General features: G+C 59.4%; 24 protein-coding genes. 15 read left to right on the top strand and 9 right to left on the bottom strand.

The window, feature by feature from the left end:
• Positions 1–5: 5 nt before the first annotated feature.
• Complete coding sequence (locus tag E4M07_RS22255) at positions 6–584, bottom strand: dihydrofolate reductase family protein (protein WP_136660615.1); 579 nt, start codon at positions 582–584, stop codon at positions 6–8.
• 137 nt (positions 585–721) lie between these two features.
• Between E4M07_RS22255 and E4M07_RS22260 the strand changes: the two genes are divergently transcribed.
• Together E4M07_RS22260 and E4M07_RS22265 are read left to right on the top strand one after the other, a co-directional pair.
• A complete protein-coding gene (locus E4M07_RS22260) occupies positions 722–1,039 on the top strand; it encodes a metalloregulator ArsR/SmtB family transcription factor (protein WP_136660616.1) in 318 nt (105 codons plus the stop codon).
• Between the two features lie 2 nt (positions 1,040–1,041).
• On the top strand, positions 1,042–1,515 hold the full coding sequence (locus tag E4M07_RS22265) for an SRPBCC domain-containing protein (RefSeq protein ID WP_246660567.1): 474 nt from the start codon (positions 1,042–1,044) through the stop codon (positions 1,513–1,515).
• A 7-nt stretch (positions 1,516–1,522) separates the two neighbouring features.
• Here E4M07_RS22265 and E4M07_RS22270 read toward each other — a convergent pair whose 3' ends face one another.
• The 3 genes from E4M07_RS22270 to E4M07_RS22280 form a co-directional block, all read right to left on the bottom strand.
• Positions 1,523–1,936 carry a hypothetical protein gene (locus E4M07_RS22270; RefSeq protein ID WP_136660618.1) on the bottom strand — a complete coding sequence of 138 codons (414 nt, stop codon included), beginning with the start codon at positions 1,934–1,936 and terminating at the stop codon, positions 1,523–1,525.
• A gap of 70 nt (positions 1,937–2,006) precedes the next feature.
• Positions 2,007–2,771 (bottom strand): LuxR family transcriptional regulator, encoded by a 765-nt coding sequence (locus E4M07_RS29445; RefSeq protein WP_210237220.1) that lies wholly within the window; start codon positions 2,769–2,771, stop codon positions 2,007–2,009.
• 94 nt (positions 2,772–2,865) lie between these two features.
• A complete protein-coding gene (locus E4M07_RS22280) occupies positions 2,866–3,336 on the bottom strand; it encodes a hypothetical protein (protein WP_136660619.1) in 471 nt (156 codons plus the stop codon).
• Positions 3,337–3,551: 215 nt separating this feature from the next.
• On the opposite strand from E4M07_RS22280, the gene E4M07_RS22285 reads away from it, so the two are divergent.
• Positions 3,552–3,968: an MAPEG family protein gene (locus E4M07_RS22285; RefSeq protein ID WP_136660620.1), complete on the top strand. Its 417-nt coding sequence runs from the start codon at positions 3,552–3,554 to the stop codon at positions 3,966–3,968.
• Between the two features lie 21 nt (positions 3,969–3,989).
• Here E4M07_RS22285 and E4M07_RS22290 read toward each other — a convergent pair whose 3' ends face one another.
• Positions 3,990–4,340, bottom strand: coding sequence for a hypothetical protein (locus tag E4M07_RS22290; RefSeq protein WP_136660621.1), 351 nt, complete (start codon positions 4,338–4,340; stop codon positions 3,990–3,992).
• 259 nt (positions 4,341–4,599) lie between these two features.
• Between E4M07_RS22290 and E4M07_RS22295 the strand changes: the two genes are divergently transcribed.
• The 4 genes from E4M07_RS22295 to guaA all read left to right on the top strand — a co-directional run bounded on the left by E4M07_RS22295 (position 4,600) and on the right by guaA (position 8,606).
• A complete protein-coding gene (locus E4M07_RS22295; RefSeq protein ID WP_136660622.1) occupies positions 4,600–5,889 on the top strand; it encodes an RsmB/NOP family class I SAM-dependent RNA methyltransferase in 1,290 nt (429 codons plus the stop codon).
• A gap of 84 nt (positions 5,890–5,973) precedes the next feature.
• The gene (locus tag E4M07_RS22300) at positions 5,974–6,360 is read left to right on the top strand and encodes a PaaI family thioesterase (protein ID WP_136660768.1); all 387 of its coding nucleotides are present in this window, start codon (positions 5,974–5,976) and stop codon (positions 6,358–6,360) included.
• A complete protein-coding gene (locus E4M07_RS22305) occupies positions 6,357–6,995 on the top strand; it encodes a 5'-methylthioadenosine/S-adenosylhomocysteine nucleosidase (RefSeq protein ID WP_136660623.1) in 639 nt (212 codons plus the stop codon). Before E4M07_RS22300 ends, E4M07_RS22305 begins: the two co-directional genes overlap by 4 nt.
• A 48-nt stretch (positions 6,996–7,043) precedes the next feature.
• On the top strand, positions 7,044–8,606 hold the full coding sequence (gene guaA / locus E4M07_RS22310) for a glutamine-hydrolyzing GMP synthase (RefSeq protein ID WP_136660624.1): 1,563 nt from the start codon (positions 7,044–7,046) through the stop codon (positions 8,604–8,606).
• Between the two features lie 277 nt (positions 8,607–8,883).
• On the opposite strand, the gene E4M07_RS22315 is transcribed toward guaA, so the two are convergent.
• Positions 8,884–9,681, bottom strand: a complete 798-nt coding sequence (locus E4M07_RS22315) for an IclR family transcriptional regulator (protein ID WP_169054345.1) — start codon at positions 9,679–9,681, stop codon at positions 8,884–8,886.
• A gap of 390 nt (positions 9,682–10,071) precedes the next feature.
• Here E4M07_RS22315 and E4M07_RS22320 point away from each other — a divergent pair, with 390 nt between their 5' ends.
• From E4M07_RS22320 to E4M07_RS22355, 8 genes are all read left to right on the top strand, one after another.
• A complete protein-coding gene (locus tag E4M07_RS22320; RefSeq protein ID WP_136660626.1) occupies positions 10,072–11,256 on the top strand; it encodes an acyl-CoA dehydrogenase family protein in 1,185 nt (394 codons plus the stop codon).
• A complete protein-coding gene (locus tag E4M07_RS22325; protein ID WP_206057357.1) occupies positions 11,210–12,358 on the top strand; it encodes an acyl-CoA dehydrogenase in 1,149 nt (382 codons plus the stop codon). Before E4M07_RS22320 ends, E4M07_RS22325 begins: the two co-directional genes overlap by 47 nt.
• Positions 12,359–12,403: 45 nt before the next feature.
• Positions 12,404–13,162 (top strand): electron transfer flavoprotein subunit beta/FixA family protein, encoded by a 759-nt coding sequence (locus E4M07_RS22330; RefSeq protein ID WP_136660627.1) that lies wholly within the window; start codon positions 12,404–12,406, stop codon positions 13,160–13,162.
• Positions 13,162–14,097, top strand: coding sequence for an FAD-binding protein (locus tag E4M07_RS22335; protein ID WP_136660628.1), 936 nt, complete (start codon positions 13,162–13,164; stop codon positions 14,095–14,097). The genes E4M07_RS22330 and E4M07_RS22335 overlap by 1 nt, the downstream gene beginning before the upstream one ends.
• Positions 14,098–14,253: 156 nt before the next feature.
• A complete protein-coding gene (locus tag E4M07_RS22340) occupies positions 14,254–15,276 on the top strand; it encodes an IclR family transcriptional regulator (RefSeq protein WP_136660629.1) in 1,023 nt (340 codons plus the stop codon).
• Between the two features lie 482 nt (positions 15,277–15,758).
• Positions 15,759–16,952, top strand: coding sequence for a C4-dicarboxylate TRAP transporter substrate-binding protein (locus E4M07_RS22345; RefSeq protein WP_136660630.1), 1,194 nt, complete (start codon positions 15,759–15,761; stop codon positions 16,950–16,952).
• Between the two features lie 82 nt (positions 16,953–17,034).
• On the top strand, positions 17,035–17,559 hold the full coding sequence (locus E4M07_RS22350) for a TRAP transporter small permease (protein ID WP_136660631.1): 525 nt from the start codon (positions 17,035–17,037) through the stop codon (positions 17,557–17,559).
• 93 nt (positions 17,560–17,652) lie between these two features.
• Positions 17,653–18,996 (top strand): TRAP transporter large permease, encoded by a 1,344-nt coding sequence (locus E4M07_RS22355; protein ID WP_136660632.1) that lies wholly within the window; start codon positions 17,653–17,655, stop codon positions 18,994–18,996.
• A gap of 214 nt (positions 18,997–19,210) precedes the next feature.
• Here E4M07_RS22355 and E4M07_RS22360 read toward each other — a convergent pair whose 3' ends face one another.
• The 3 genes from E4M07_RS22360 to E4M07_RS22370 all read right to left on the bottom strand — a co-directional run bounded on the left by E4M07_RS22360 (position 19,211) and on the right by E4M07_RS22370 (position 22,492).
• Positions 19,211–20,068 (bottom strand): MaoC/PaaZ C-terminal domain-containing protein, encoded by an 858-nt coding sequence (locus tag E4M07_RS22360; RefSeq protein ID WP_136660633.1) that lies wholly within the window; start codon positions 20,066–20,068, stop codon positions 19,211–19,213.
• A 102-nt stretch (positions 20,069–20,170) separates the two neighbouring features.
• Positions 20,171–21,292 (bottom strand): acyl-CoA dehydrogenase family protein, encoded by a 1,122-nt coding sequence (locus tag E4M07_RS22365; protein WP_136660634.1) that lies wholly within the window; start codon positions 21,290–21,292, stop codon positions 20,171–20,173.
• A 6-nt stretch (positions 21,293–21,298) separates the two neighbouring features.
• The gene (locus E4M07_RS22370) at positions 21,299–22,492 is read right to left on the bottom strand and encodes an acyl-CoA dehydrogenase family protein (RefSeq protein WP_136660635.1); all 1,194 of its coding nucleotides are present in this window, start codon (positions 22,490–22,492) and stop codon (positions 21,299–21,301) included.
• Positions 22,493–22,808 lie beyond the last annotated feature (316 nt).

Here is a 22,808-nt window from a genome sequence, read left to right on the forward strand (position 1 = left end):
TGGGTTCAGGACCGCCGGTAAATGCTCATGACGACACCGTTTTTCGTCGTCTGCGATCGCGAAAGCGAAAGGCGTGCCGGCGCGGTGTCCCCTTCGAACAGGCGTTTTCCGGCCCCCAGCACGACGGGAAAGGTGAACAGGCGGAACTCGTCGACAAGGTCATGGGCGGTCAGGGTCTGGATGAGGCCGGCGCTGCCGTGCACCTGGAGCCGCGGGCCGTCCTGCGCCTTGAGGTGCCGCAGTGCCTCGACGCAATCGCCCGTGATCAGCTCCGAATTCTGCCATGCGGCGGTCTCAAGCGTCGAGGTAACGGCATATTTTTTCGAGCGGTTCAGAAGGTCGCCGTGTTCACTGCCGGTCACGTTCGGCCAGTGCCGGGCAAACATCTCGTAGGTCTTGCGGCCGAAGAGGAAGGCCACCGGTTCTTCCATGAGTTCCCGGTTCACCAGCGTCATGACCTCTTCCAGATAGGGGGCCGACCAGCCGCTTTGCGTGAATCCGCCGGAGGTGTCTTCGTCCGGTTGAACAGGCCCCTGCATGACGCCATCGAGCGAAACGAAACTCAGAACTGCGATCTCTCTCATTGTTTTTCCTTGAATATCAGTCTGTTGTGAGGTTTTGAGGTGACGATTCCGTTGCCTCGAAATAGTCAAGTAATTGCTTGACTTTATGGGCGGCGTATGAAACAGTCAAGTAGTTGCTTGAGTTTTCAGGAGATCCCATGCAGCATCTCGACCAGACCTTTGCCGCACTCGGCGACGAAACACGCCGTGCCATCCTTGAACGGCTCTTGCGGGGCGAGGCGTCCCTGTCGGAGCTGGCAGAGCCCTTCGACATGTCGTTGACCGGGGTGTCCAACCACGTCCGCGTCTTGAGCGACGCGGGGCTTCTGGTGGTCGAAAAGCGCGGGCGCACGCGCCATTGCCGGCTTAGGGCGGAGGCCTTCAAGGAGGCATCAGATTGGCTGGATGATTACCGCGGCTTCTGGACGCGCCAGCTCGACAACATGGCTCAGGTCCTCAAGGAGATGGACAAGTGACGATGCAGTTCGTCAAGACGGAGATCGGTGCCGATCCCATCGTGGTCGAGGGGTATTTTTCCGCGCCGCCGTGCGATGTCTTCAGGGCATGGACCGATCCGGACATCGTCATGAAATGGTTCGGCCCGAGGCCCGGTTCGCTGCACGCCGCTGAGATTGACCTGCGCCGCGGCGGCAGGTGGCGGTTTCTGGAAACCGTAGACACCGGAAAGACGGTGGGATTCGAAGGGGAGTACCTGGCCATAGAAAACGATCGCCGGCTTGTCTTCACCTGGTCGAAATTCGTCGCGCGGGCCTCCGGCGAACGCGAATCCACACCGGGGTCCCAGGTGGAGATCGTGCTGACGCCGAAAGGTTCGGGAACGGACATCCGCATCGTCCATTCAGCCATCCGCGACGAGCCCATGCGGCGCGGTTTTGCCGGCGGATGGGAGCAGGGCATGATCAATCTGTGCGCCATCCTCGAAAAGGTCTGACGGACCGTCAGACATCGAGCGTTTCGGCAGCGCGCTCGTACTCCTCGGGCGGAACGTAGATAATGTAGCCGTAACCGCCTTTGCCGTCGGCGACGCCGGTGGAGGCAAAGACGTGCACATTGGCGTCGAGGAGTTTCTCGTGAATGCGCGCCAGTGCCCCGATCTCGTCATCTCCCCGCACAAGCAGTGCCGGATGCGGACCTTCGAGCGGGATATTGGCTCTCTGGGCGGCGCTCTTCATCTTGCCGGTGTCCTCGGGAAAAACGGTGAACTGCGTGCGCGCGGGACCGGCGGGAACCGCGGTAACGGCGGCGAGATTGACGCTCTGCTCCGCCAGCCCGGAGAGAACCTCGTAGCCCAGCCCGGCGGTTTCGGTGACCGTGATGTAGAAATAGTCGATGCGGCGAACCGTGTATGCCATGATCGCTTTCCCCCTTTTTTCGGGGACATGCGATCATTCTACGCCCGGCAGGCGGCTTCGTCCACTCGACCTAATGAAGTGCTATCCGGTGCATCAGCTGCGAGCGGCTGGAGACACCGAGCTTGCGGAAGAGATGTTTGAGGTGAGTCCGCACGGTGGTTACCGAGATAAACAGTTCCCCGGCAATCTGCTGATCCGTCTTGCCGAGCATCACCGCAGCGGCAATCTCCTTTTCGCGCTCGGTTAGGTGTACCCGCGCGCTTTCGCTTTCGATGGCGTTGGTCAGGGAGATGCGCGACTCGTTGATATCCTCCCGGGAGAGGGCGCGGCGCATCGCGTGAGTGAATGCAGGGCCGATGGCGTCGACGATTTCCAGATCCCGCCGGTCGAAGTCCTCGCGGCCACGACCGCGCCAGATCCGCAGGTCGCCGATATTCTGGCCGGCGATGTAGGCGTAATAGTTGATGCCGAAATGGAGTCCGTCCCGCGCGAGGAAATCGTTGAAAAACTCGCTGCGCTCCAGGGCGCGTCGCGAGATGATCTCGGCGACCGCGGTTGTTCTGCGCTTTCTTTGCAGCAACGGGGTGATCGGGTCGTGGAACTGGTAGTAGCTTTCGTAGGTTTTCAGATTGTCATCGCTCATATTGAGCGCGATCCTCTTTCCGAACGTTCCGCTCCTGTCACTCCACACATAGGAGGCGAAATACTGTGCATTCAAAAGGTCGAGCAGCATCGGACCGATCGAGTTGCGCAGCGTCTCGCAGGAGTGGTCCGCGGACAACTCCCCCATAATGCGGAAAACAAGATCGCTTTCCCGTGCTGTCAGGCTCACCATTCCACTGCTCCGGACTTGCAGGGCAAAGTTTAGCAAACCGGTAACGGTTTTCAAATTCGGTCGGGAAACCGGCGGTCGCTGCCTTCAGTAACAGTCAGTCGCCGTCGAAATCATCGTCATCGTCGTCGTCGCGATTGGAATCGAAATCGATCTTCGCCATGCGGATGTCGTTGAGCGCGCCTTCAAGCGCGCTGTGCGCGTCGGCGATCATGTCGGCCGTCTTGTCGAGCCGGGCGAGCAACACCTGGGGCAGGCCCGCCGTTGCTTCGGTGAGTGCCGCGATCTCGGCCTCGGCCGCCCGGACTTCGTCAAGCGCGCTCTCGGCCTCGTCGATGAATGCCGATTCGATCCGTCCCGTCTCGCTCACTTCCTCGGCATGCGCCTTGGCCCGATCGACCAGCTTGAAGACGGACTGGCACTGGGTTTCGAAGGCGCCCATGCGGTGCAGGAACTGCGCCTCGTCAAGGCCGTTGTCCGGCATCCCGGTATCCGCCGATGGTGCCGCGCGGTGCATGTCGTGGACAGGATCGGAAGAAAAGATCGCCTGAAGCAGCTTTTTTAACATGCCGGACCTCCGCCTGTATTTCGGCAGCTGCGGCGCCGGTCCGCCGCCTGGTGCGGTATCGCCCTGGCTGGGGCCGCCGGACGGTTGCCTGCGCCATGCAACCTTTTGCGTATCATTCTCATATGGTTCCTCGCCGCATTATCTCAAGTGACGCTGTTTCCTCGCGCGGCGAATGGCTCTACCGTTCGCCGGAAGATTCGCAGCGGGGACCCACCATGAGCAACACGGCGATATTCTGGCCGCTGATCGTCCAGACCGGCCTTATTTACGCGATCTATGTGATCGCATCACGGCGGCGCCAGAGCGCCGTTCGGGCCGGAAAGGTGCGGGCGTCGGAATTCAAGGTTCCGATGATCGAACCGGAGCCGAGCGCGACGGCGATCCGCAACCTGATCAACCAGTTCGAGCTGCCGTTCCTGTTCTATGTCGTTTGCGTGGTGCTCTACATGGTCAACGGCGTGAACTACCCGGTGCTGTTCCTCGCCTGGGTCTTCGTCGTGAGCCGCATCGCCCACGCCTATGTGCACATCACCAGCAACGACGTGCGCAAGCGCCGTCCGCTCTTCATCGTCGGCTACTTCGTCAACGCGATATTGTGGCTTTGGCTTGCCTGGGTGCTGCTGCGGGCGTGATGACCGCGACGGCGGACGCCGTCAGTTCCTGTGCGCGGCGATCCAGTCGTCGATTGCGGCGACCGACTTCTTGATCAGGTCGCGCAGGCGGGCGAGGTCGGCTTCAGCCTGTTTTTCGACGGCCAGGACATTGTCATTGAGATGCCGGTCGGCGGCCTCCATCGCGGCCGCGAGGCTGTCATTCGCGGGAACGCCGCTCTTCAACTCTTTTGAGGCTGCGGCCATCGGCCCTGTGTGGCGGACGGCAAGGTCCCTCAGCCAGACGTCTTCGGGCGTGTATTCAAATTCGTCGAGGCGGGCGGCGAGCTCGTTGCGGCGCTGTGTCCAGTCGGCAATGTCCTTTTCGCTTGGCCGATTGTCTTGAACACTCATCTTGAAGCTCCTTGTTCTGGCGGCGGAAGTACCGCCGAAAATCCGATACCTGCGATATGGGTTGATTCTGCAACCCTTGCAACCATCCGGGACCGTGCGGCAGGGGTGCGCATTTTGCAAGGCTCAACTGTGTCGCAGGCATCGGCCCGGTGTCGGCCGAACAGCGCGGTGCAAGGCGCACTTTCGAGCCGTGCCGGCTTTCCTTTGCGCGCCGGCCGCGTTATGGCTCTGCCCCGTTGAATGAGACAGGACCCGAAACATGCGGCTTGGCGGTCGGATGGCTGCGGCCATCGAGATACTTGGCGATATCGAACAGCGAAGGCGGCCCGTGTCGGACGCGCTGAAGGACTGGGGGCTGTCCCACCGCTTTGCCGGTTCCGGAGACCGCGCCGCCATCGGCAATCTGGTCTATGACGCGCTGCGGAAGAAGCTCTCGCACGCTTTTTTGATGGATGACGACAGTCCGCAGGCACTGGTTCACGCGGTGATTTTTCGCCAGTGGGGGATCGGCCCGGAGAAGCTGCGAGAACTGCTGTCCGGCGACCGCTTCGCACCGGAGCGGTTGCCCGGGAAGGCAGAAAAGGCCTTCGCTGGCCGCCGGCTGGACAAGGCACCGCCGCATGTACAGGCCGATATCCCGGAATGGATCCTCTTCGCCTTCGAAGAGAACTTCGCCGACGAATGGATGGCGGAAGCGCAGGCGTTCTCGGAACGGCCGCCGCTTGATCTGCGTGTCAACACGCTGAAATCGACGGTGGACAAGACCTTGAAGTCGCTGTCACGCAGCGGCGCGGTTCGCACCGGCCTGGCGCGTAACGGCCTGCGCATCGCGCCGGGCGAGGGTCCGGCGCGGCTGCCCAATGTGACCGCCGAACCTGCCTATCAGAAGGGCTGGTTCGAGGTCCAGGACGAGGGCAGCCAGGTCGTTTCCGACCTGATATTCGCCGGAAGCGGCGAACAGGTGCTCGACTATTGCGCGGGTGGCGGCGGCAAGACGCTGGCGCTGTCGGCAGCGATGGAAAACAGCGGCCAGATCCACGCCTACGATATCGACAAGCAGAGGCTGGCGCCGATTTTCGAGCGGCTCAAGCGCGCCGGCACGCGCAACGTGCAGGTCCACGAAGCCGGTGCCGATCTGAGCGCGCTGGCGGACCGCATGGACCGGGTGGTCATCGACGCGCCCTGCACCGGCACCGGAACCTGGCGCCGCCGGCCGGACACAAAGTGGAAACTGACGCAGAAGAACCTCGAGGAACGGCTCGATCAGCAGCAGGCGGTGCTCGCATCGGCCGCGCCGTTCGTTCGGCCCGGCGGGTTCCTGATCTACATCACCTGCTCGGTGCTGCCGCAGGAAAACGAGGCGCAGGTCTACGGCTTTTGCGAGGACCACGGCGCCTTCGAGCCGGTTTCGGCCGGCGAGGTCTGGCAGGACCTGTTCGGCGAGAACAGGCTGCAGCCCTGGTCGGCCGACATGAAGACGGTCACGCTGACTCCGGCCGCCACAAAAACGGACGGATTCTTCTTTTCCGTGATGCAAAAGCGCCAGTAAGAGGAGACGGAATTGCCCGACTTTCAACCGAGAAACCCGGATTACGAGGCCCGCTGCCAAAACAGCTTCGAGCGCCAGAAGGCGATGGAGACGCTGGGCATGAAGCTTGTGAGCGTCGGCCCCGGCCGGGTCGAGATGGAAATGCCTTTCCATCGCGATTTCACCCAGCAGCACGGCTTCATGCATGCCGGCATCATTTCGACGGCGCTGGATTCGGCCTGCGGCTATGCGGCCTTCTCGTTGATGGCGGCCGATGCGGCGGTGCTGACCATCGAATTCAAGATCAACCTGTTGTCGCCGGCAAAGGGCGAACGCTTCGTCTTCCGGGCCGAGGTCACCAAGCCCGGCAGCACCATCACCGTGGCGGGCGGGCGGGCCTTCGCGGTCCGCGAGGACGGCACGGAAAAACTGGTAGCGACGATGACCGGCACGATGATGGCGGTGGTCGGCCGCGAGGGGATCGAGGGATGAAGGACAGGATAAAGACCGTAGCCGGACGCCGGCTGTTTTATGTCATGGCTGCCGAACAGGAATACGGGCCGGCGCTCAAGGAGCGTTTCGAGCCCCTGATCACCGGTGTCGGCCCGGTCGAGGCGGCCATCAAGGTGACAGCGGCCCTGTGCGGGCTGGAGGCGGCCGGAATGCGCCCCGACCTCGTGGTGTCCCTCGGCTCGGCGGGCTCCGCGGAGCTGGAGCAGACCGGTGTCTACCAGGTGTCGTCCGTTTCCTATCGCGACATGGACGCGAGCGCCCTCGGTTTTGAAAAGGGCGCGACGCCCTTTCTGGACCTGCCGGTGACGGTGGAGATGCCGATCAATGTGCCGGATATCCGGGCCGCCGCCCTTTCGACCGGTGCCAACATCGTATCCGGCGATGCCTACCGGGGCATCGACGCGCATATGGTGGACATGGAAACCTTCGCGATCTTGCGGGCCTGCCACCATTTCGACATCCCTCTGATCGGCCTGCGCGGCATTTCCGACGGCAAGGAGGAACTCAAGCATGTCGATGACTGGACAGAGTATCTGCACGTGATCGACGGGAGGCTGGCGGATGCGATCGATCAGGTCGAAAGCGCCATCGAAAACGGCCGGATTGCCGTCTGATCCGGCCGCGGCCTTGCGCTCGTGCCAACGAATCACTAAAGCCTTGCCATGAACAGCCCGTCCCATCCCGACACAGTCCTCATCATCGATTTCGGCTCGCAGGTCACCCAGCTTATCGCCCGGCGCGTGCGCGAGGCGGGGGTCTATTGCGAAATCGTCCCGTTCCAGTCCGCCGAGGCGGGTTTTGAGCGCATGCAGCCGAAGGCGGTCATCCTGTCCGGCGGCCCGGCCTCGACCGGCGACATCGACTCGCCCCGGGCGCCGCAGGCCATCTTCGATGCCGGTGTTCCGATCCTCGGCATCTGCTACGGCCAGATGACGATGTGCGTGCAGATGGGCGGTCAGGCCGAATCCTCCGACCACCGCGAATTCGGCCGTGCCTATGTCGAGGTGCTCAAGGACTGCCCGCTGTTCGAGGACGTGTGGACGCAAGGCCAGCGCCATCAGGTCTGGATGAGCCACGGCGACCGGGTCATCGACCTGCCGCCCGGTTTCGAGATTCTCGGCCGCTCGGAAGGCGCGCCCTACGCCGTCTTCGGCAATGTCGAGCGCAAGACCTATGGCATGATGTTCCATCCGGAGGTCATGCACACGCCGGACGGCGCCAGGCTGCTCGGCAATTTCGTCCACAGGATCGCCGGGCTGAAGGGCGACTGGACGATGGCCGCCTACCGCGAACAGGCGGTGGCCGCGATCCGCGAACAGGTGGGCGAGGGGCGCGTCATCTGCGCCCTGTCCGGCGGCGTCGATTCCTCCGTCGCGGCGCTGCTGATCCACGAGGCGGTCGGCGACCAGCTCAACTGTATCCTCGTTGACCACGGGCTGATGCGCAAGAACGAGGCGGCGGACGTGATGGCCATGTTCCGCGAGCATTACAACATCCCCCTGACCCTGGTCGACGCCTCCGATACCTTCCTCGACGCGCTGGAGGGCGAGGCGGATCCGGAGGCGAAGCGCAAGACCATCGGCAGGCTCTTCATCGACGTTTTCGAGGAGGAGGCGAAGAAGCTCGGCGGCGCCGATTTCCTGGCCCAGGGAACGCTTTACCCGGACGTGATCGAGAGCGTCTCCTTCACCGGCGGGCCGTCGGTTACGATCAAGTCGCACCACAATGTCGGCGGTTTGCCGGAGCGCATGAACATGCAGCTCGTCGAGCCGCTGCGCGAACTCTTCAAGGACGAGGTGCGGGCACTCGGCCGCGAGCTCGGCCTGCCCGAGAGCTTCATCGGCCGGCACCCGTTTCCCGGGCCTGGCCTTGCCATCCGCTGCCCGGGCGGCGTCACCCGCGACAAGCTCGACATCCTGCGCGAGGCCGATGCCGTCTATCTCGAGGAGATCCGCAATGCCGGTCTCTACGATTCCATCTGGCAGGCCTTCGCTGTGTTGTTGCCGGTCCAGACGGTGGGCGTCATGGGCGATGGGCGCACCTACGAATATGTCTGCGCGCTGCGCGCCGTCACCTCCGTCGACGGCATGACGGCGGATTTCTACCACTACGACATGGAATTCCTCGGCCGCGCCGCCACCCGCATCATCAACGAGGTCCGCGGCATCAACCGCGTCGTCTACGACGTCACCTCCAAACCCCCCGGCACGATTGAGTGGGAGTGAGGAGCGTTTGAAGCGCACAGCGCTTCAACGATGAGGTCCAGTGGACCTTTTCGAGCGACGAACGCCCTGAGAGCTGTGCTCGAAGGGCTAGCGCGTGGATTCGTGTTGATGGCGGTTGACCAGTATTCCCGCAAGCGATTGATATCAGAAAATTTTTCATCATCATCCAATGTCCGCCATGCGCGGATATCGTGGTGAAGCGAGAATTATTGACGGTATATTTGACGGACCGGTGCCGCGATTTCCGCGCAGGCGGCGCAAACGCAAAGTTTGTCCGTCAGCTACGGCCGCCAAGTTCCGCTGCTGCCTCAAGGAGAGTTACTCCGTAGCTTCCATGAAGCACTTGCGGTGAAACCAGAAAAGACGGGCCGCCGATATTCAGACCGTAGATCGAGGTGCCATCCAATGAGCGCACCGGAGCAGCAATCGAGTTGATCTCGGCTTTCCAAGCACCGAAACTGGTGCAGTATCCATAAGTCGTGTAGTCCCGCAACGCCTCTTCTATGCTTTGCTCCATCCGGTGTTTCTGTTCAGGAAATTCCGCTATCCCTTCACGCAGGATCTTCTGCCGGTTTTCTTCGGATTCACCGACAAGTATGGCTCTTCCGATGCCGGAATAAAACAGCGGCAGGCGAGAACCCACCGCCATCGTCAAGGATACAGCCTGGCGCGATCGGCTCGTCGCCAGGTATACCGCACGATTACCGCTGCGCTCGGCCAGCGCCACCGTGATGTAAGGATTTGGCCCGCCACAGATACGGTCCATAGTCTCGCTGCTTCGCTCGATTACATTCACAGCGGCAAGGGCGCCAAAGCCGATTTCCAACACCTTTGCTGCAAGACGGTATTCGCCGCTGGCATCGTCGCGATGAAGATGTCCGGTTTTGGTCAGTGTATAGGTCAGGCGCGACACGGTGGGACGCGCAAGACCGGTTCGGTTCGAAATCTCCAGATTGGAAAGGTATCGGTCGTCGCCGGTAAAACACCCCAAAACCGAAAGACCTCTCGACAAGGACGTCACGAACTGGCGGTCAGCCTGGTCATCCCCATCCCTTTGTTCAGTGATGTCTTCCACAACGCGACCTTTCCAATCCGGTTTAGCCTGAGCGGGCATCGCGCCCGTGTAGCGAAAAAACTGTACCCCGTTTGCGATGCAAACACCAGTTCCACGTTTTGAAGGCTGTTCAATAACACAAGCGCCAAATTCCTTCCGATGCGGAAGGGATTGGAGGCTTTGCGCTTAGCAGTTGACTTTCGATCAGTGAATGTTTACAGATTTCGTATAGCAGTCATTAAATTCGCATTGCGAAATCACGCGATGGATAAATGATCGCGTTCTGTGGAGAGCGAAGTGTGCCTTTCGAAGCCGAGCGGAATGCCGTCGGTGTAAAGCCCAGAAATGTCTCCAACGAAGAACGCGCCGGCACTGGCGCGCGTTTTGCCGATGTGAACATGGAGACAGCGAATGGATCTTGAATTCACCGAAGACGAAAACCGGTTTCGCAATGAGGTGCGAACGTTCCTCAAGCAGAAGTTGCCGAGCAGCATTTCCAAAAAGGTCAGATGCGGCATCGAACTCGACCGCGAGGATTATCTGCGCTGGGGCGCAATTTTGAACGCCCGGGGCTGGCTTGCAACGACCTGGCCCAAGGAATATGGGGGCCCCGGCTGGACGGCAGTCGAGCGTCATATCTTTACCGAGGAATGTGCCGTGAACGCTGCGCCGCGCATGCCGGCGTTCGGGTTGACTATGCTCGGCCCGACCATCATCAAATTTGGAAGCGAAACGCAAAAGCAGGAAATCCTTCCCCGGATCCTCGATGGCACGGATTGGTGGTGTCAGGGCTTTTCAGAACCGGGCGCGGGCTCGGACCTGGCCAGTCTGAAGACAAGGGCGGTCAGGGACGGCGACCACTATGTCGTCAATGGCCAGAAAACCTGGACAACGCTGGGCCAGCACGCCAACAGGATATTCTGCCTGGTGCGCACGGCGACCGAAGGCAAACCGCAGGGCGGCATCAGCTTCATTCTGGTTGATCTGGACACGCCCGGTGTGGACATGCGGCCAATTCGGTTGATCGACGGGAGTTGCGAGGTCAACGAGGTCTTTTTCACCGACGCCCGCGTGCCGGCGGAAAACCTCGTCGGAGAGGAAAACCAAGGCTGGAGCATCGCGAAATACCTGCTGACGCATGAGCGGACAAATATCGCCGGTGTCGGATTTTCGATGCTGGATCTGGAACGCTATCGCAATCTGGCCGCCACGACCTGGCGGGACGGCCGCCGGATTGCAGACCATCCGGTGTTTGCCGCCCGTGTCGCAGAAATCGAGACCGATCTCGAAGCGCTGCGCATCACCAATCTGAGGATGCTTGCGGATGCCCGCGACGGCGCGGCGACCGGCGTGGGAAGCTCGCTTTTGAAACTGAAAGGCACCCAGGTGCGTCAGGCACTGCAGGATCTTTACCGTTCGGCGCTGGGACCGCATGCCGCGCCGGTCGCCGATGAACTGTCGGAAAACGAACTGGCACTGCCGGTTGAAGCCGCCCGCGCGGCGCCGGTCTATTTCCAGCACCGCAAGCTTTCGATCTTCGGCGGCTCCAATGAAATCCAGCGCAACATTGTTGCCAAAGAGCTTTTATGGGAGTGAACCGATGGACTTCAGACTTTCCGAGGATCACCAACTGCTGTCCAACTCACTGCGCCGCTTTCTCGCAGACAACTACGATATCGAAGCACGCAATACCCGTGCGTTTGAAGCGCCGTATCACATGAAAGAGATCTGGTCCGGCCTGGCTGAGCTCGGCGTGCTCGGAGCGTTTGTCAGCGAAGAACGGGGCGGTTTCGGCGGTAGCGCCCCAGATGTCGCGGTGATTTTCGAGGAGCTCGGCCGCAGCCTTTGCACCGAACCGGTTTTGGGCACATTGATGGGTTTGCGCTTGCTGGCGGCGTTTGGGCGCGAACAGGAGGTCCGGTCTCTCATCGCCGGAGAAACCCGCACGGCCCTGGCAGTCTACGAGCCGAATTCTGCGTGTGACATTTCCTTCATGGAAGCCGTTGCCCGCCAGGACGGCGATGCCTGGCGTCTTTCAGGCCGCAAATCGGCCGTCTACGGCGCGCCGGGTGCCGGGCCAATCCTCGTCGCGGCCAAAACGGATGCGGGCATCGGATTGTTTCTGATCGAGAAACCGGACCTGATCGCCGCAGCGATGACAGACGGTGGAGGTGTCGCCGACATTGTTCTGGAAGATGTCGTCGCCGAATGTATCTCGACCGATGCCGGTGCGGAACTGGAGGACGCGCTTGATCTGGGGCGGATTGCCCTTTGCGCCGAAGCCGTGGGCGGCATGACCATGCTGCTGGAAATGACCGTTGACTATCTGAAGCAACGCAAACAGTTCGGCCAATCCCTCGCCACCTTTCAAGCGCTGCAGCACCGAGTTGTGGATATGCAGTTGGAACTCGAACAGTGTCGCTCGATCGTTATCGCAGCCGTCGCAGGCCATGGCGGCGCCGATCAGTCTCGGACGGCCTCGATGGCCAAAAACCTGATCGGGCGTGCGGGACTGGCGATTGCCGAAGAAGCCATCCAACTGCACGGCGGCATCGGCATGACCTGGGAACTCCCGGCGGCGCATTACGCAAAACGTCTTGTCATGATCGATCACCAGCTCGGAGACCGAAATGATCACGCATTGCGCTTGATGGCGATAGACAAACAACAGGCAGAATTTCGAGCGCGGCACCAATAGCGGCGGATAATCAAAGACCATCCAAACATTGGAGCAAAAGCGGAAATGAAGATACTCGTACCTGTCAAGCGTGTGGTTGACTATAACGTCAAGGTTCGTGTGAAGGCGAACGGCAGCGGTGTCGATCTGGCCAATGTGAAGATGTCGATGAACCCGTTCGACGAGATTGCGGTGGAAGAGGCGATCCGTCTGAAGGAGGCGGGCAAAGCGACAGAGATCATCGCCGTTTCCATCGGCGTGAAGCAGGCACAGGAGACGCTCAGGACCGCGCTCGCAATGGGCGCTGACCGGGCCACTCTGGTGGTCGCGGCCGAGGATGTGCACGCAGATATCGAACCGCTGGCGGTGGCCAAAATCCTCAAAGCGGTCGTGGACGACGTCCAGCCCGGCCTGGTGCTCTGCGGCAAGCAGGCGATCGACAACGACATGAACGCCACCGGCCAGATGCTCAGCGCTCTGCTGGGCTGGTCGCAGGCGACCTTCGCCTCCGAAATCGATATCGAAGGCGACAGCGCCAGGGTCACCCGCGAAGTCGATGGCGGGTTGCAGACCATTTCGGTCAGGATGCCGGCCGTTGTGACAGTGGACCTGCGCCTCAACGAGCCGCGCTACGCGAGCCTGCCCAACATCATGAAGGCCAAGAAGAAGCCGCTGGACGAGAAAACCGCCGCCGATTACGGCGTGGACGTCACCCCGCGGTTGCAGGTTGTCAAGACCAGAGAACCCGAGGCCCGCAAGGCCGGGGAAATCGTCGGCTCTGTGGACGAGCTGGTGGCGAAACTCAAAGAAGCGGGGGCTGTGTGATGGCTGTACTTCTACTTGCCGAGGTTACGAACGGCGAACTGGCGCTCGACGCCACCGCCAAGGCCGTCACCGCGGCTGCGAAACTGGGCGATGTGACCGCGCTTTGTGCCGGGGCCTCTGCCGCTGCTGCGGGAGAGGCCGCTGCCAGGATCGAGGGCGTGTCGAAGGTGCTGGTCGCCGAGGACGCCTCGCTGGGCCACCGTCTGGCGGAGCCCACCGCTGCGCTTATTGTCTCGCTCGCCGGCGAGTACGAGCACATCATGGCTCCAGCCACCACCGACGCCAAGAACGTGATGCCGCGCGTTGCAGCACTCCTCGACGTGATGGTGATCTCCGATGTCTCCGGCGTGGTCGATGGCGACACGTTCGAGCGCCCGATCTATGCCGGCAACGCTATCCAGACGGTGAAATCCACCGACCCGAAGAAGGTTGTCACCATCCGCACCTCGACCTTTGACGCCGCCGGTCAAGGCGGGGCTGCGCCTGTCGGCACCGCGTGCGCTGCTGCCGATCCCGGGCTGTCCTCCTGGATCGAGGACAAGGTGGCCGAGAGCGACCGGCCCGAACTCACTTCCGCCGGCGCCGTCGTTTCGGGAGGCCGCGGCGTCGGGTCGGAAGAGGACTTTGCGCTGATCGAGAAGCTTGCGGACACGCTTGGCGCGGCTGTCGGCGCCTCACGCGCCGCGGTGGACTCGGGCTATGCCCCCAACGACTGGCAGGTCGGGCAGACCGGCAAGGTGGTTGCTCCTGACCTCTACATCGCCGTCGGCATCTCCGGCGCGATCCAGCACCTGGCAGGGATGAAAGACAGCAAGATCATCGTCGCGATCAACAATGACGAAGAAGCCCCGATCTTCCAGGTCGCAGACTATGGGCTGGTCGCCGATCTCTTCAACGCCGTGCCGGAGCTGACCGAGAAAATACAGTCTGCCTAAGCTAGCGAGAATCGAGAGCAGGACCGGTTCTGGCGCCGGTTCTGCTTCCTTGCTGCACTCGCTTGGTGAGTATGTACCGCACATAGGACGCAATTCATCCGCATTGCGAAACCTTGGTGCAAAGGACATCAACACCATTTCGGCGGCCCGACCAGATTGCAAATTCTTGCGATTCTGCAAAGTCCTATTCGACCGGCTAAAACGCGGCCTCAGCAAATTGCCTGCTACGGCGGCAGCGGCCCAAATATCCAATCTGCACGCGACTCGGACCGACGTGCGGGCTGGATTTCTGTATTTGACCCGGGAAGCAATCGTCTTTACGAATTCCATTCACTGTCTTATCTTTTCGCATATGTGAATAGTGCGCCAAAAAACAAACTGGAGTTCTTGATGGCTAAGGGAAACGTCAAAGCAGAGGGTCCGATGGTGCTACCACGGGCATTTTCCCTGCTCAGGATGCTGGCAGAAAACTCTCAGGGTTACAGCCTGTCCGCCATCGCCTCGCATCTCGACGTACCGAAGAGTTCCCTGTCCTCGACTCTCAGGGCGTTGACGGACCAGGGGTACATCAGGCGCCAGGGTACCTTGTACATTCTCGGTTCCGAGGCCTTTTCCCTGGCCTCGGCGATACTGGCGGGGCAGACATTCCGGCAGATCGCCCGGCCCTATCTGGAACAGATACGGGAAAAGACCGGAGAAACGGTGGTTCTTGCCGAACTGGATGCCGATCAGAGGAATGTGATCTATGTCGATGCGGTCGAATCCCAAAAGAGTGTCCGGTTCGTCGTTCAGATCGGAATGCGCAGACCACTATATGCAGCATCGCTAGGCCGGATATTTCTGGCCAACATGCCGGACGCGCAGCGCGAAGCGTACTATAACAACGTCGTCCTGGAGAGGTTTACCGAAACGACCATATCCGACCGCGTAGAATTGGAAAAAGCGGTAGAATTGATCCGTGAAAAAGACATGGCGGAAGCATTCGGACAAGTCTCCGCTGAAGTCGCAGGTTTTGCCGCTCCCATACGCAATTCCGATGGGCTCGTCGTTGCCGCAATAGCCGTCGGTGTACCGATGTCGCGGGCGATGAAGGAGAGAAAGGTGTGCGTAGACGCGGTGGTCAAGGCGGGAGCTGCGATATCCAGGGTCCTGGGATACAGACCGGGCGGAACCGGTTGAATAAGCATCAAGACAGCGAGTTCCCAGGCGGCGCCGTTACTTAAAGAGTGATGGCGCGCCACTTCTTTCGCGGGTGAGCATTTCCCGGCGACACTCAATCAAAATATAGGCCCGCTACAATAGCGGCCTGCCGAACAGCATTTTCAGTGTCGGACCACGGGACTGGCTCGGCGCTGGGTCGCGGCAGAAACAATCCCTGCTCGTCCAATTACACAAACGCTCAACTTCTCACACACGCCACCGATCAATCTGAACTTTCCGGACGACTTCATACTCGAGATTTGTGAAAAAAATCGATCTGGCTGGGCAATTTATTGCATTTGACCCGTGACAGGATTGATTTTTGGCTGTATATCCGAATATAATATGATTATACGAACAAGCGGCCGCCGCCATGAACGCGGATACATTTGCGAACAGCGGCGCGGACCGGGGCCACAAGAAGGGCTTAATCCGCTCGCCGGGCCCAGCGAGTTGCAGGAGTGCTTGAGGATAAAACATGCCGTCAAGCCGACCGTGAAACCGATTTGCTCCTGACAACCGGCAATTCCGCCGTTTTGGAGCATCATGATCTTTCAAGTCAGGGAGGACTGTATATGTGGAAGATTTCTCAAACCGTGCTGGCGGCCGCGCTTCTGGCGATTCCGGCCGTCTCATCTGCACCGGCCTTAGCGTCCGACAAAACGTACGAGCTGCGTTATACGGAACATGGCCCTTCCCGCGGCCCCCGGGCGGAGACGTTTATGTGGTGGGCAGATGAGCTAGAAGCCCGTTCCAACGGGCAGATAAAGGTTGAATTCTTCTGGGGCCAGTCTCTCGCCAAAGCCAAGGATGCGATCAAGGCGGTCCGGTCCGGCTTCGCCGACGCGGGAACAGTTGTCGGCATCTATGCGGCGTCCGATCTTCCGGTTTGGAACTTTTCAAATACGCCGTTTTTCTTCGAGGATGAATGGGTCGCCCTGCGGACGATGACGGAGGCCCGCGAAAAAATTCCCGCGCTGCGCGACGAGCCCGAAAAACTCGGCATCAAGGTTCTGTTCAATCTCGTGTCAGGCCCCGTGCAGTTGATGAGTGCAAAAAAGCCGATCGTGTCGCAGGAAGACCTCAAGGGCATGAAGGTCAGGACTGCAGGTGGCTGGACGGCGCTCTTGGATGCGCTTGGCGCCGTTCCGGTCAAGATCGGCTATGGCGAGCTCTATGCCGCATTTGATCGGGGTACGATCGACGCGACCATCAATTACGTACCGCAGGTCAAAGCCACCAAGCAGTACGAGGTGGCCTCGCACATTACCGAGGCCAACATGGGTCAGATTGTCGGCTGGGGCACGGGTATCAATCTTGATCTCTTTGAGTCCATGCCGGAAGAGCTTCAGGAAGTCGTTATCGACGTGAGCGACGAGGTGGTCGATATCTTCGCGCAAAAACTGATTGAATCGTATAATCAGGCAAAGGTGGATCTCGCGGCCGGCATCGATGGCAACACGGTGTCCTTCCATACTCTCAGCGACGAAGAGCGTGAGAATTGGAAGGCCCTGGCTCAGCCGATCATTGATAAATGGCTCGATACCATGGAACAGAAGGGCATTGACGGCCAGGCTATTCTCTCCGAAATAACGGAAATACGAGCCAAATATCGGAAAGAGCTGGCCGATAACGGATATCCTTGGGAGCGCTGAGCCTGCGGAAGGTTCCACCTGACCGCCTTCTTGCTGCGCGTCGGGTGGAACCCCAAGCATAAAACGGCCCGGCGGAGCACGCATGCGTATCCTGGACTGGATTGAAAGATCGTTGGTTCTGGTGTCGGTGTCGGCGCTGATCTTCATGATGAGCTTGATCACGACATCCGTATTTGGACGTTACTTCGTCTCCAAACCGATACCTGACGACCTCGTGCTCAGCGAAATACTGATGGTTTTCGTCGTGTTCCTGCCTCTGAGCTACGTCCAAGCCCGCAAAGAGCACATCTTTGTCTCCGTATTCACGGATTGGATGTCCAACGACTCCAGGGCTGCATTGGAGACCTTCGGCACTCTGTTGGGCGCGATCATTGTCTCGGTCATCGCCTGTGCGACCTCCATGGATTTCTATCGGGCTTGGGACGTCGGCGCTTATTACGACGGACCGCTCGAATTGCCGGAGTGGCCGGGACGGTTGATTGTCGCAATCGGGCTGTGGCTCTTTGCAATCAGACTCGCTCTTGATTCCATCGTGTCCTTGATGGGCCTGGTGAGCGGGTCCGCCCGGGCCAGCAACAGTCGGTTTAACAAAACCAACGACGAATAATCGCCGGTTGCAGGGATGATCCACATAAGTTCTTGGTGCTCTGGAAACCGTTTTGAGGCGCCTGATCGCGCTTTGGAATTTTGAGGTACTGAAATGGACCCTGTTGTTCTTGGCAGTCTTGGTCTGGCGGCGATGTTGCTGTTGGTCATGCTCAGGGTGCCGATTGCCATTGGAATGGCGACCGTCGGTTTTGTAGGGATGACCCTGGCAATCGGATGGCCAAAAGGGCGTGATTTCGACCTCGAAAGAGGTTTCACAGGCGCGTTCTCATATGTGTCATTCGAACCCTATTCCTTTATTGCGAGTTTTCCGCTGGTTGCCGTCCCGTTGTTCCTGATGATGGGGTATGTGGCGTATCACGCCGGATTTACGCGGGACCTGTTTGATGCGGCCAGAATCTGGCTGGCTCCATTCAAGGGCGGGCTGGCCCTGGCGTCGGTCGTCGGCTGCGCGATGTTTGCGGCCGTCAGCGGTTCCAGCCTTGCAACAGCCGCGGCAATGGGCAAATTCGCGGTGCCCGAAATGCTGCGGTACAAATACGATAAAGGCTTGGCCACCGCCGTGGTTGCCGCAAGCGGAACGCTCGGTTCACTGATACCGCCCAGCATCTTGATGATCCTCTATGGGATTTTCACCGAAGTTTCGGTGGGACGCCTGATGCTCGCCGGGTTAATTCCAGGTGCTTTGTCTGCGTTAATCTACATGGCGATGATCTGGGTCCGGGCATCGATCAATCCGGAGCTTGCGCCTTCCGCCCAGGCCGTTACGTGGAGAGAAAGACTTGGAGCGCTGAAAAACACCTGGACGGTCATATTTTTGTTCAGTGCCGTGATGGGGGGAATCTATCTCGGTATCGTTACGCCGACAGAAGCTGCCGCGGTCGGTGCCGCGAGTGCCTGGCTTCTTGGATTCATCTCGCGGCGTCTGGGTTGGCAGAAAAGCCGGGAAACGCTGGTTGAGTCGGTAAGGCAGTGCGCCAATATTTTTGCGATCGTCTTGGGAGCCAAGATCTTTGTCGCGTTTATCAGCCTTACCGGCGTGGCAAGCGCGCTCACGTCCTGGGCGGTCACGCTGGATGTTTCACCGATCTGGATCGTCATCAGCCTTTCGCTTGTCTATGTAATCCTGGGTACATTCATGGACCCTCTCGGCATCATGCTGCTGACCCTGCCGGTCGCGATACCGGTCGTGGAAGAGCTTGGCTTCAATCTGATCTGGTTTGGCGTTTTGATGATCAAATTTCTCGAGATCGGTTTGATCACGCCACCTATCGGCCTCAACGTTTACATATTGAAAGGGGTCGTTGGAAGCGAGGTACCGTTGGAGGCGATATTCAAGGGAATCTTGTGGTTCCTGGTAATGGATGTCTTCACTCTGGCGCTGCTCATCGCGTTCCCGCAAATCAGTCTATGGCTGCCGAGCATGATGTTCGGTTGACGCGACCCGACGGCGCTCCCGACCCAAACAGGATGCACAAAAAAGTGGGAACACAATCAGCGCCGGCCTTTCGTCGGCGTTGGGCGGAAGCTTTCAGCAATAGACAGATGTTGTGGTCCGGCGTGATGGGAGTGCCGTTCGAAGCGCGTGTCCTAAAGGACCCGGCCAAAAAGCAAGGGAGGCAGTTCCGCGAACGGCCTGCCTCGTCCCAAACTCAGTTTCCGATCATCGCCAGACCGCGATCCAGAACCACTTCTTTTCGTTCCGGCACTGTGACCAGGAATCGCGTGCCTTCGGATGTGTTCCAGATGTCGGTTCGCAATTCATCGCCCGGGTAGACCGGGCGCGTAAACCGGCAGGACATGCTGCTGAACAGTGACGGATCGCCGGCGCCCACTTCCTCGAGCAACTGATGGCCGACGATACCCATCGTGCAGAGCCCTTGCAGAATGGGCTTGCTGAACCCGGCCTTGGCGGCGATCGGCGGCCAGGCATGGATAGGGTTGTAATCGCCGCTCAACCGGTAAATCAGTGCCAAGCGCGGATCGACGATCGTGCTCAGTGTGCTGTCGGGATCGGTGGTCGGGATCGTCGGCAAAGGCTCCGGAGCCTCGCCATGATCTCCGCAACCGCCGTCTCCGCGGCAGAAATAGCCTGAAGTTACACGAGCGATTTCGTCATTGCTGTCCGGATCGCTGATGACTTTTTGAAAATAGAGAATACTGCCTTTGCTTTGCCCTTTGTCGGCGATACCACTCACGTGGAAATTGACTTTGACACGGCCGCTGGGCGGCAATGGCCGATGGACTTCCAGCGACTGCTCGGCATGAAGTATCTTGACCCAGTCAACTTCAAGAATCGGATCCTTGAGCCAAAACCCTGGATGGCCGAGCGTCATTGCATAGCCAGGCAAAACCTTGAGCCCGTCTTCGTAGAGATAGCGAAGATCGCGCTGGTTCAACGGATCGAGTCCCAGATTGACACCAAGCCCGTAGAGAATGGCATCGCGTTCCGAATAGCTGACTTCGGTTTCTTCGAAAGTGTAGTTCAGTACCTCGTCGACGTTCATCATGACCTCTTGCTGGTATTTCGGCGTTCATATCCATCCGGCCGCCACTGTCTGCATCTTGCATCTCCAGCGCTTGTGCATAATGCGGCACCGCCGGACCCGTTTTCAGATTGCACTTGCGAAGTGATTCAGGTGGTGGTTGGTGTCGCCGAACATGGCTTCAATGGCCATCAGTCGCTTGTAGTAATGGCCGACGGGGTACTCGTCGGTCATGCCGATGCCGCCATGCAACTGCAAACCCTGCCCACCGACAAAGCGTGCCGCGTCGCCAACCTTGACCTTCATCGCCGATATCTGCGCTGAAATGTCCGGTACGCCCTCATCAAGCTGCATCGCCGTCATCTCCGTGATGGCCTTGGCCTCTTCAAGAGCAATGGACATATCCACCAGCCGGTGCTGCACGACCTGATTGTCACCGATCGCGCGCCCGTACTGTTTGCGGGTGCTGACATATTCTTTCGTGATATCCAGCACCGCCTGCATCACGCCCACCGCCTCGGCGCAGACCGCACAGGTCGCGGCGTCAATGACCGCATTTAGCGCAGGCGCGGCACATCCTTCAGCACCGAGCAATTCGCCGGGCGTGTTTTCAAGCCAAAGATCCGACGCACGTTGTCCGTCAACCGTCGGGTAATCCTGCCGTCGCAGACCGGAGGCTTCGGCGTCGACCACAAATGCGGATAGTCCCTTGGCATCCGCGACTCCACCCGAAGTACGGGCCACGACAATGATCCGGTCCGCACTTGCCGCCTGCAGCACCACGGATTTTCGCCCGTTGAGCACGAAACCTTCGCCGCTTCGTTCGGCGGTGGTCTCCACATAAGTGAGAACAAAACGCGCGTTTGGCTCACTGTACGCCAGCGCAAGTTTCGTTTCGCCGGCTAGAACGGACGGAATGATTGCCGACTTCTGGGTGTCACTGCCTAGCGTTTCCACCATACGGCCGCCCAGCAGGGCAGACGAGAACAATGGTTCGAGCGTTATCCCGGAGCCAAGGGCCTCCGTCAAAACCGCCACATCCACCGCCTGGCCGCCCAAACCTCCGTTTTCCTCGGCAAACGGCAAAGCCAGCCATCCCATCTCGGCGAAGATCTTCCAGTTCTCGTCTGAGTGGCCCAGTACTGTCTGCGCCAGCGCCTTGCGCTGCGCGAAATCGTAGTGGTCCTGAACGAAGCGAACCACGCTGTCGCGCAGCATGATCTGTTCCTGGGAAAGTTCAAAATCCATTGCCGCTCACCCCGCAATCGCCTTGGCTACGATGTTCCGCTGGATCTCGTTGGTTCCTCCGTAAATCGTCGCAGCGCGCTGATAGAGGTGATCGGCCATCGCACCATGCAGGTGTTCGGGCCCGATCGGTCCATCGTTGCGGCGCCGGAACACGTCATCGGGCTCGTAGGCCAGGCCGTAGGGGCCCAGTGCCGTTACCGTCAGAGACCTGATTGCCTGAATGATCTCGGCGCCGCGAATTTTCAGGATTGATGTTTCCGCTGTCAGCTTCCGGCCGGCAATTTCCTGGCTGAGATAGCGCAGTTCCATCGCTTCCAGCGCTTTGAGTTCTATCTCTATTCTGGCGATCTGGCTGCGAAAGCTGGCGTCATCGATCAGAAGGCCATTCCCCTGATGCTCGACACCGGCGATCTGCTTCAGTTTGGCGAGTTGATACTGTGATCTTGCAACGCGGGCGATACCGGAACGCTCGTTGCCCAGCAGGAACTTTGCGTAAGTCCAGCCCTTGTTTTCTTCGCCAATGAGGTTCTGGACCGGCACGCGCACATTGTCCAAAAAGACCTCATTCAAGGTATGATCGAGGTCCAGTCCGACAATCGGGCGAACCTCGACGCCGGGACTATTCATGTCGATCAGGATGAAGGAAATGCCTTCCTGCGGCTTGCAATCCGATTTGGTCCGCACCAGGCAGAACATCATGTCGGCCCAGTGCGCAAAGGTGGTCCAGATTTTCTGGCCGTTGATCACATAGGCGTCTCCGTCACGCACCGCCCGGGTGCTGAGGGATGCCAGATCCGATCCGGAACCGGGCTCGGAAAAGCCCTGGCACCACCAGGTGTTCGATTCCAGGATATCCTGCAGATAAGTATCTTTTTGTTCTTGTGTGCCGAACGAAAAGATTACCGGTCCAACCATTCTCAGTCCGAATGAAATGGTCTGCGGTGCGCCCGACAGGAAATACTCCCGGTCATAGATGTATTTTCGGGTGAGGGACCATCCGGTTCCCCCATATTCAACGGGCCAGTTCGGAGCGATCCAGCCCTTGTTGTGCAATACTTTCTGCCAGGCGACGATGTCTTCTTTCAGCGGATGGAGGCCGCGATCGGATCGATCCAGCAGACCGGCGGGCAGATTTTCTTTCAAAAAGGTGCGGACCTCTTTCTGAAAGGCCAGATCCTCGGCACTAAAACGAAGTTCCATTTTCAGAACCTCATGCCGTATTGATTGATGTTTTGCATGGTGCGAATTCGGTTTCTCGGTGCGTGCCCTTGCCGGTTCAGTTCCGCTCTGGCGAATGACGGGCCACTTGAATATGCGCTCGGTTCCCGTTCGGGATAAAGACCAGTAATTCCAGAAGAAATTCGAGTTGCGTCGGACATATCCTGAGTCGCACTGCGACAGGGGTCGATGTGGCAGCTCAATTCCGTTGGACTAATCATGCTTCGCTCGCTCCCGTCGCGCGCCGATCTTTGAAGGGTGAATTATTCATATAATCGAATTTTTTTCTTATATACAT

The sequence above is a fragment of the Nitratireductor sp. XY-223 genome (genome assembly GCF_004959855.1).
Classification (GTDB): Bacteria; Pseudomonadota; Alphaproteobacteria; order Rhizobiales; family Rhizobiaceae; genus Hoeflea_A.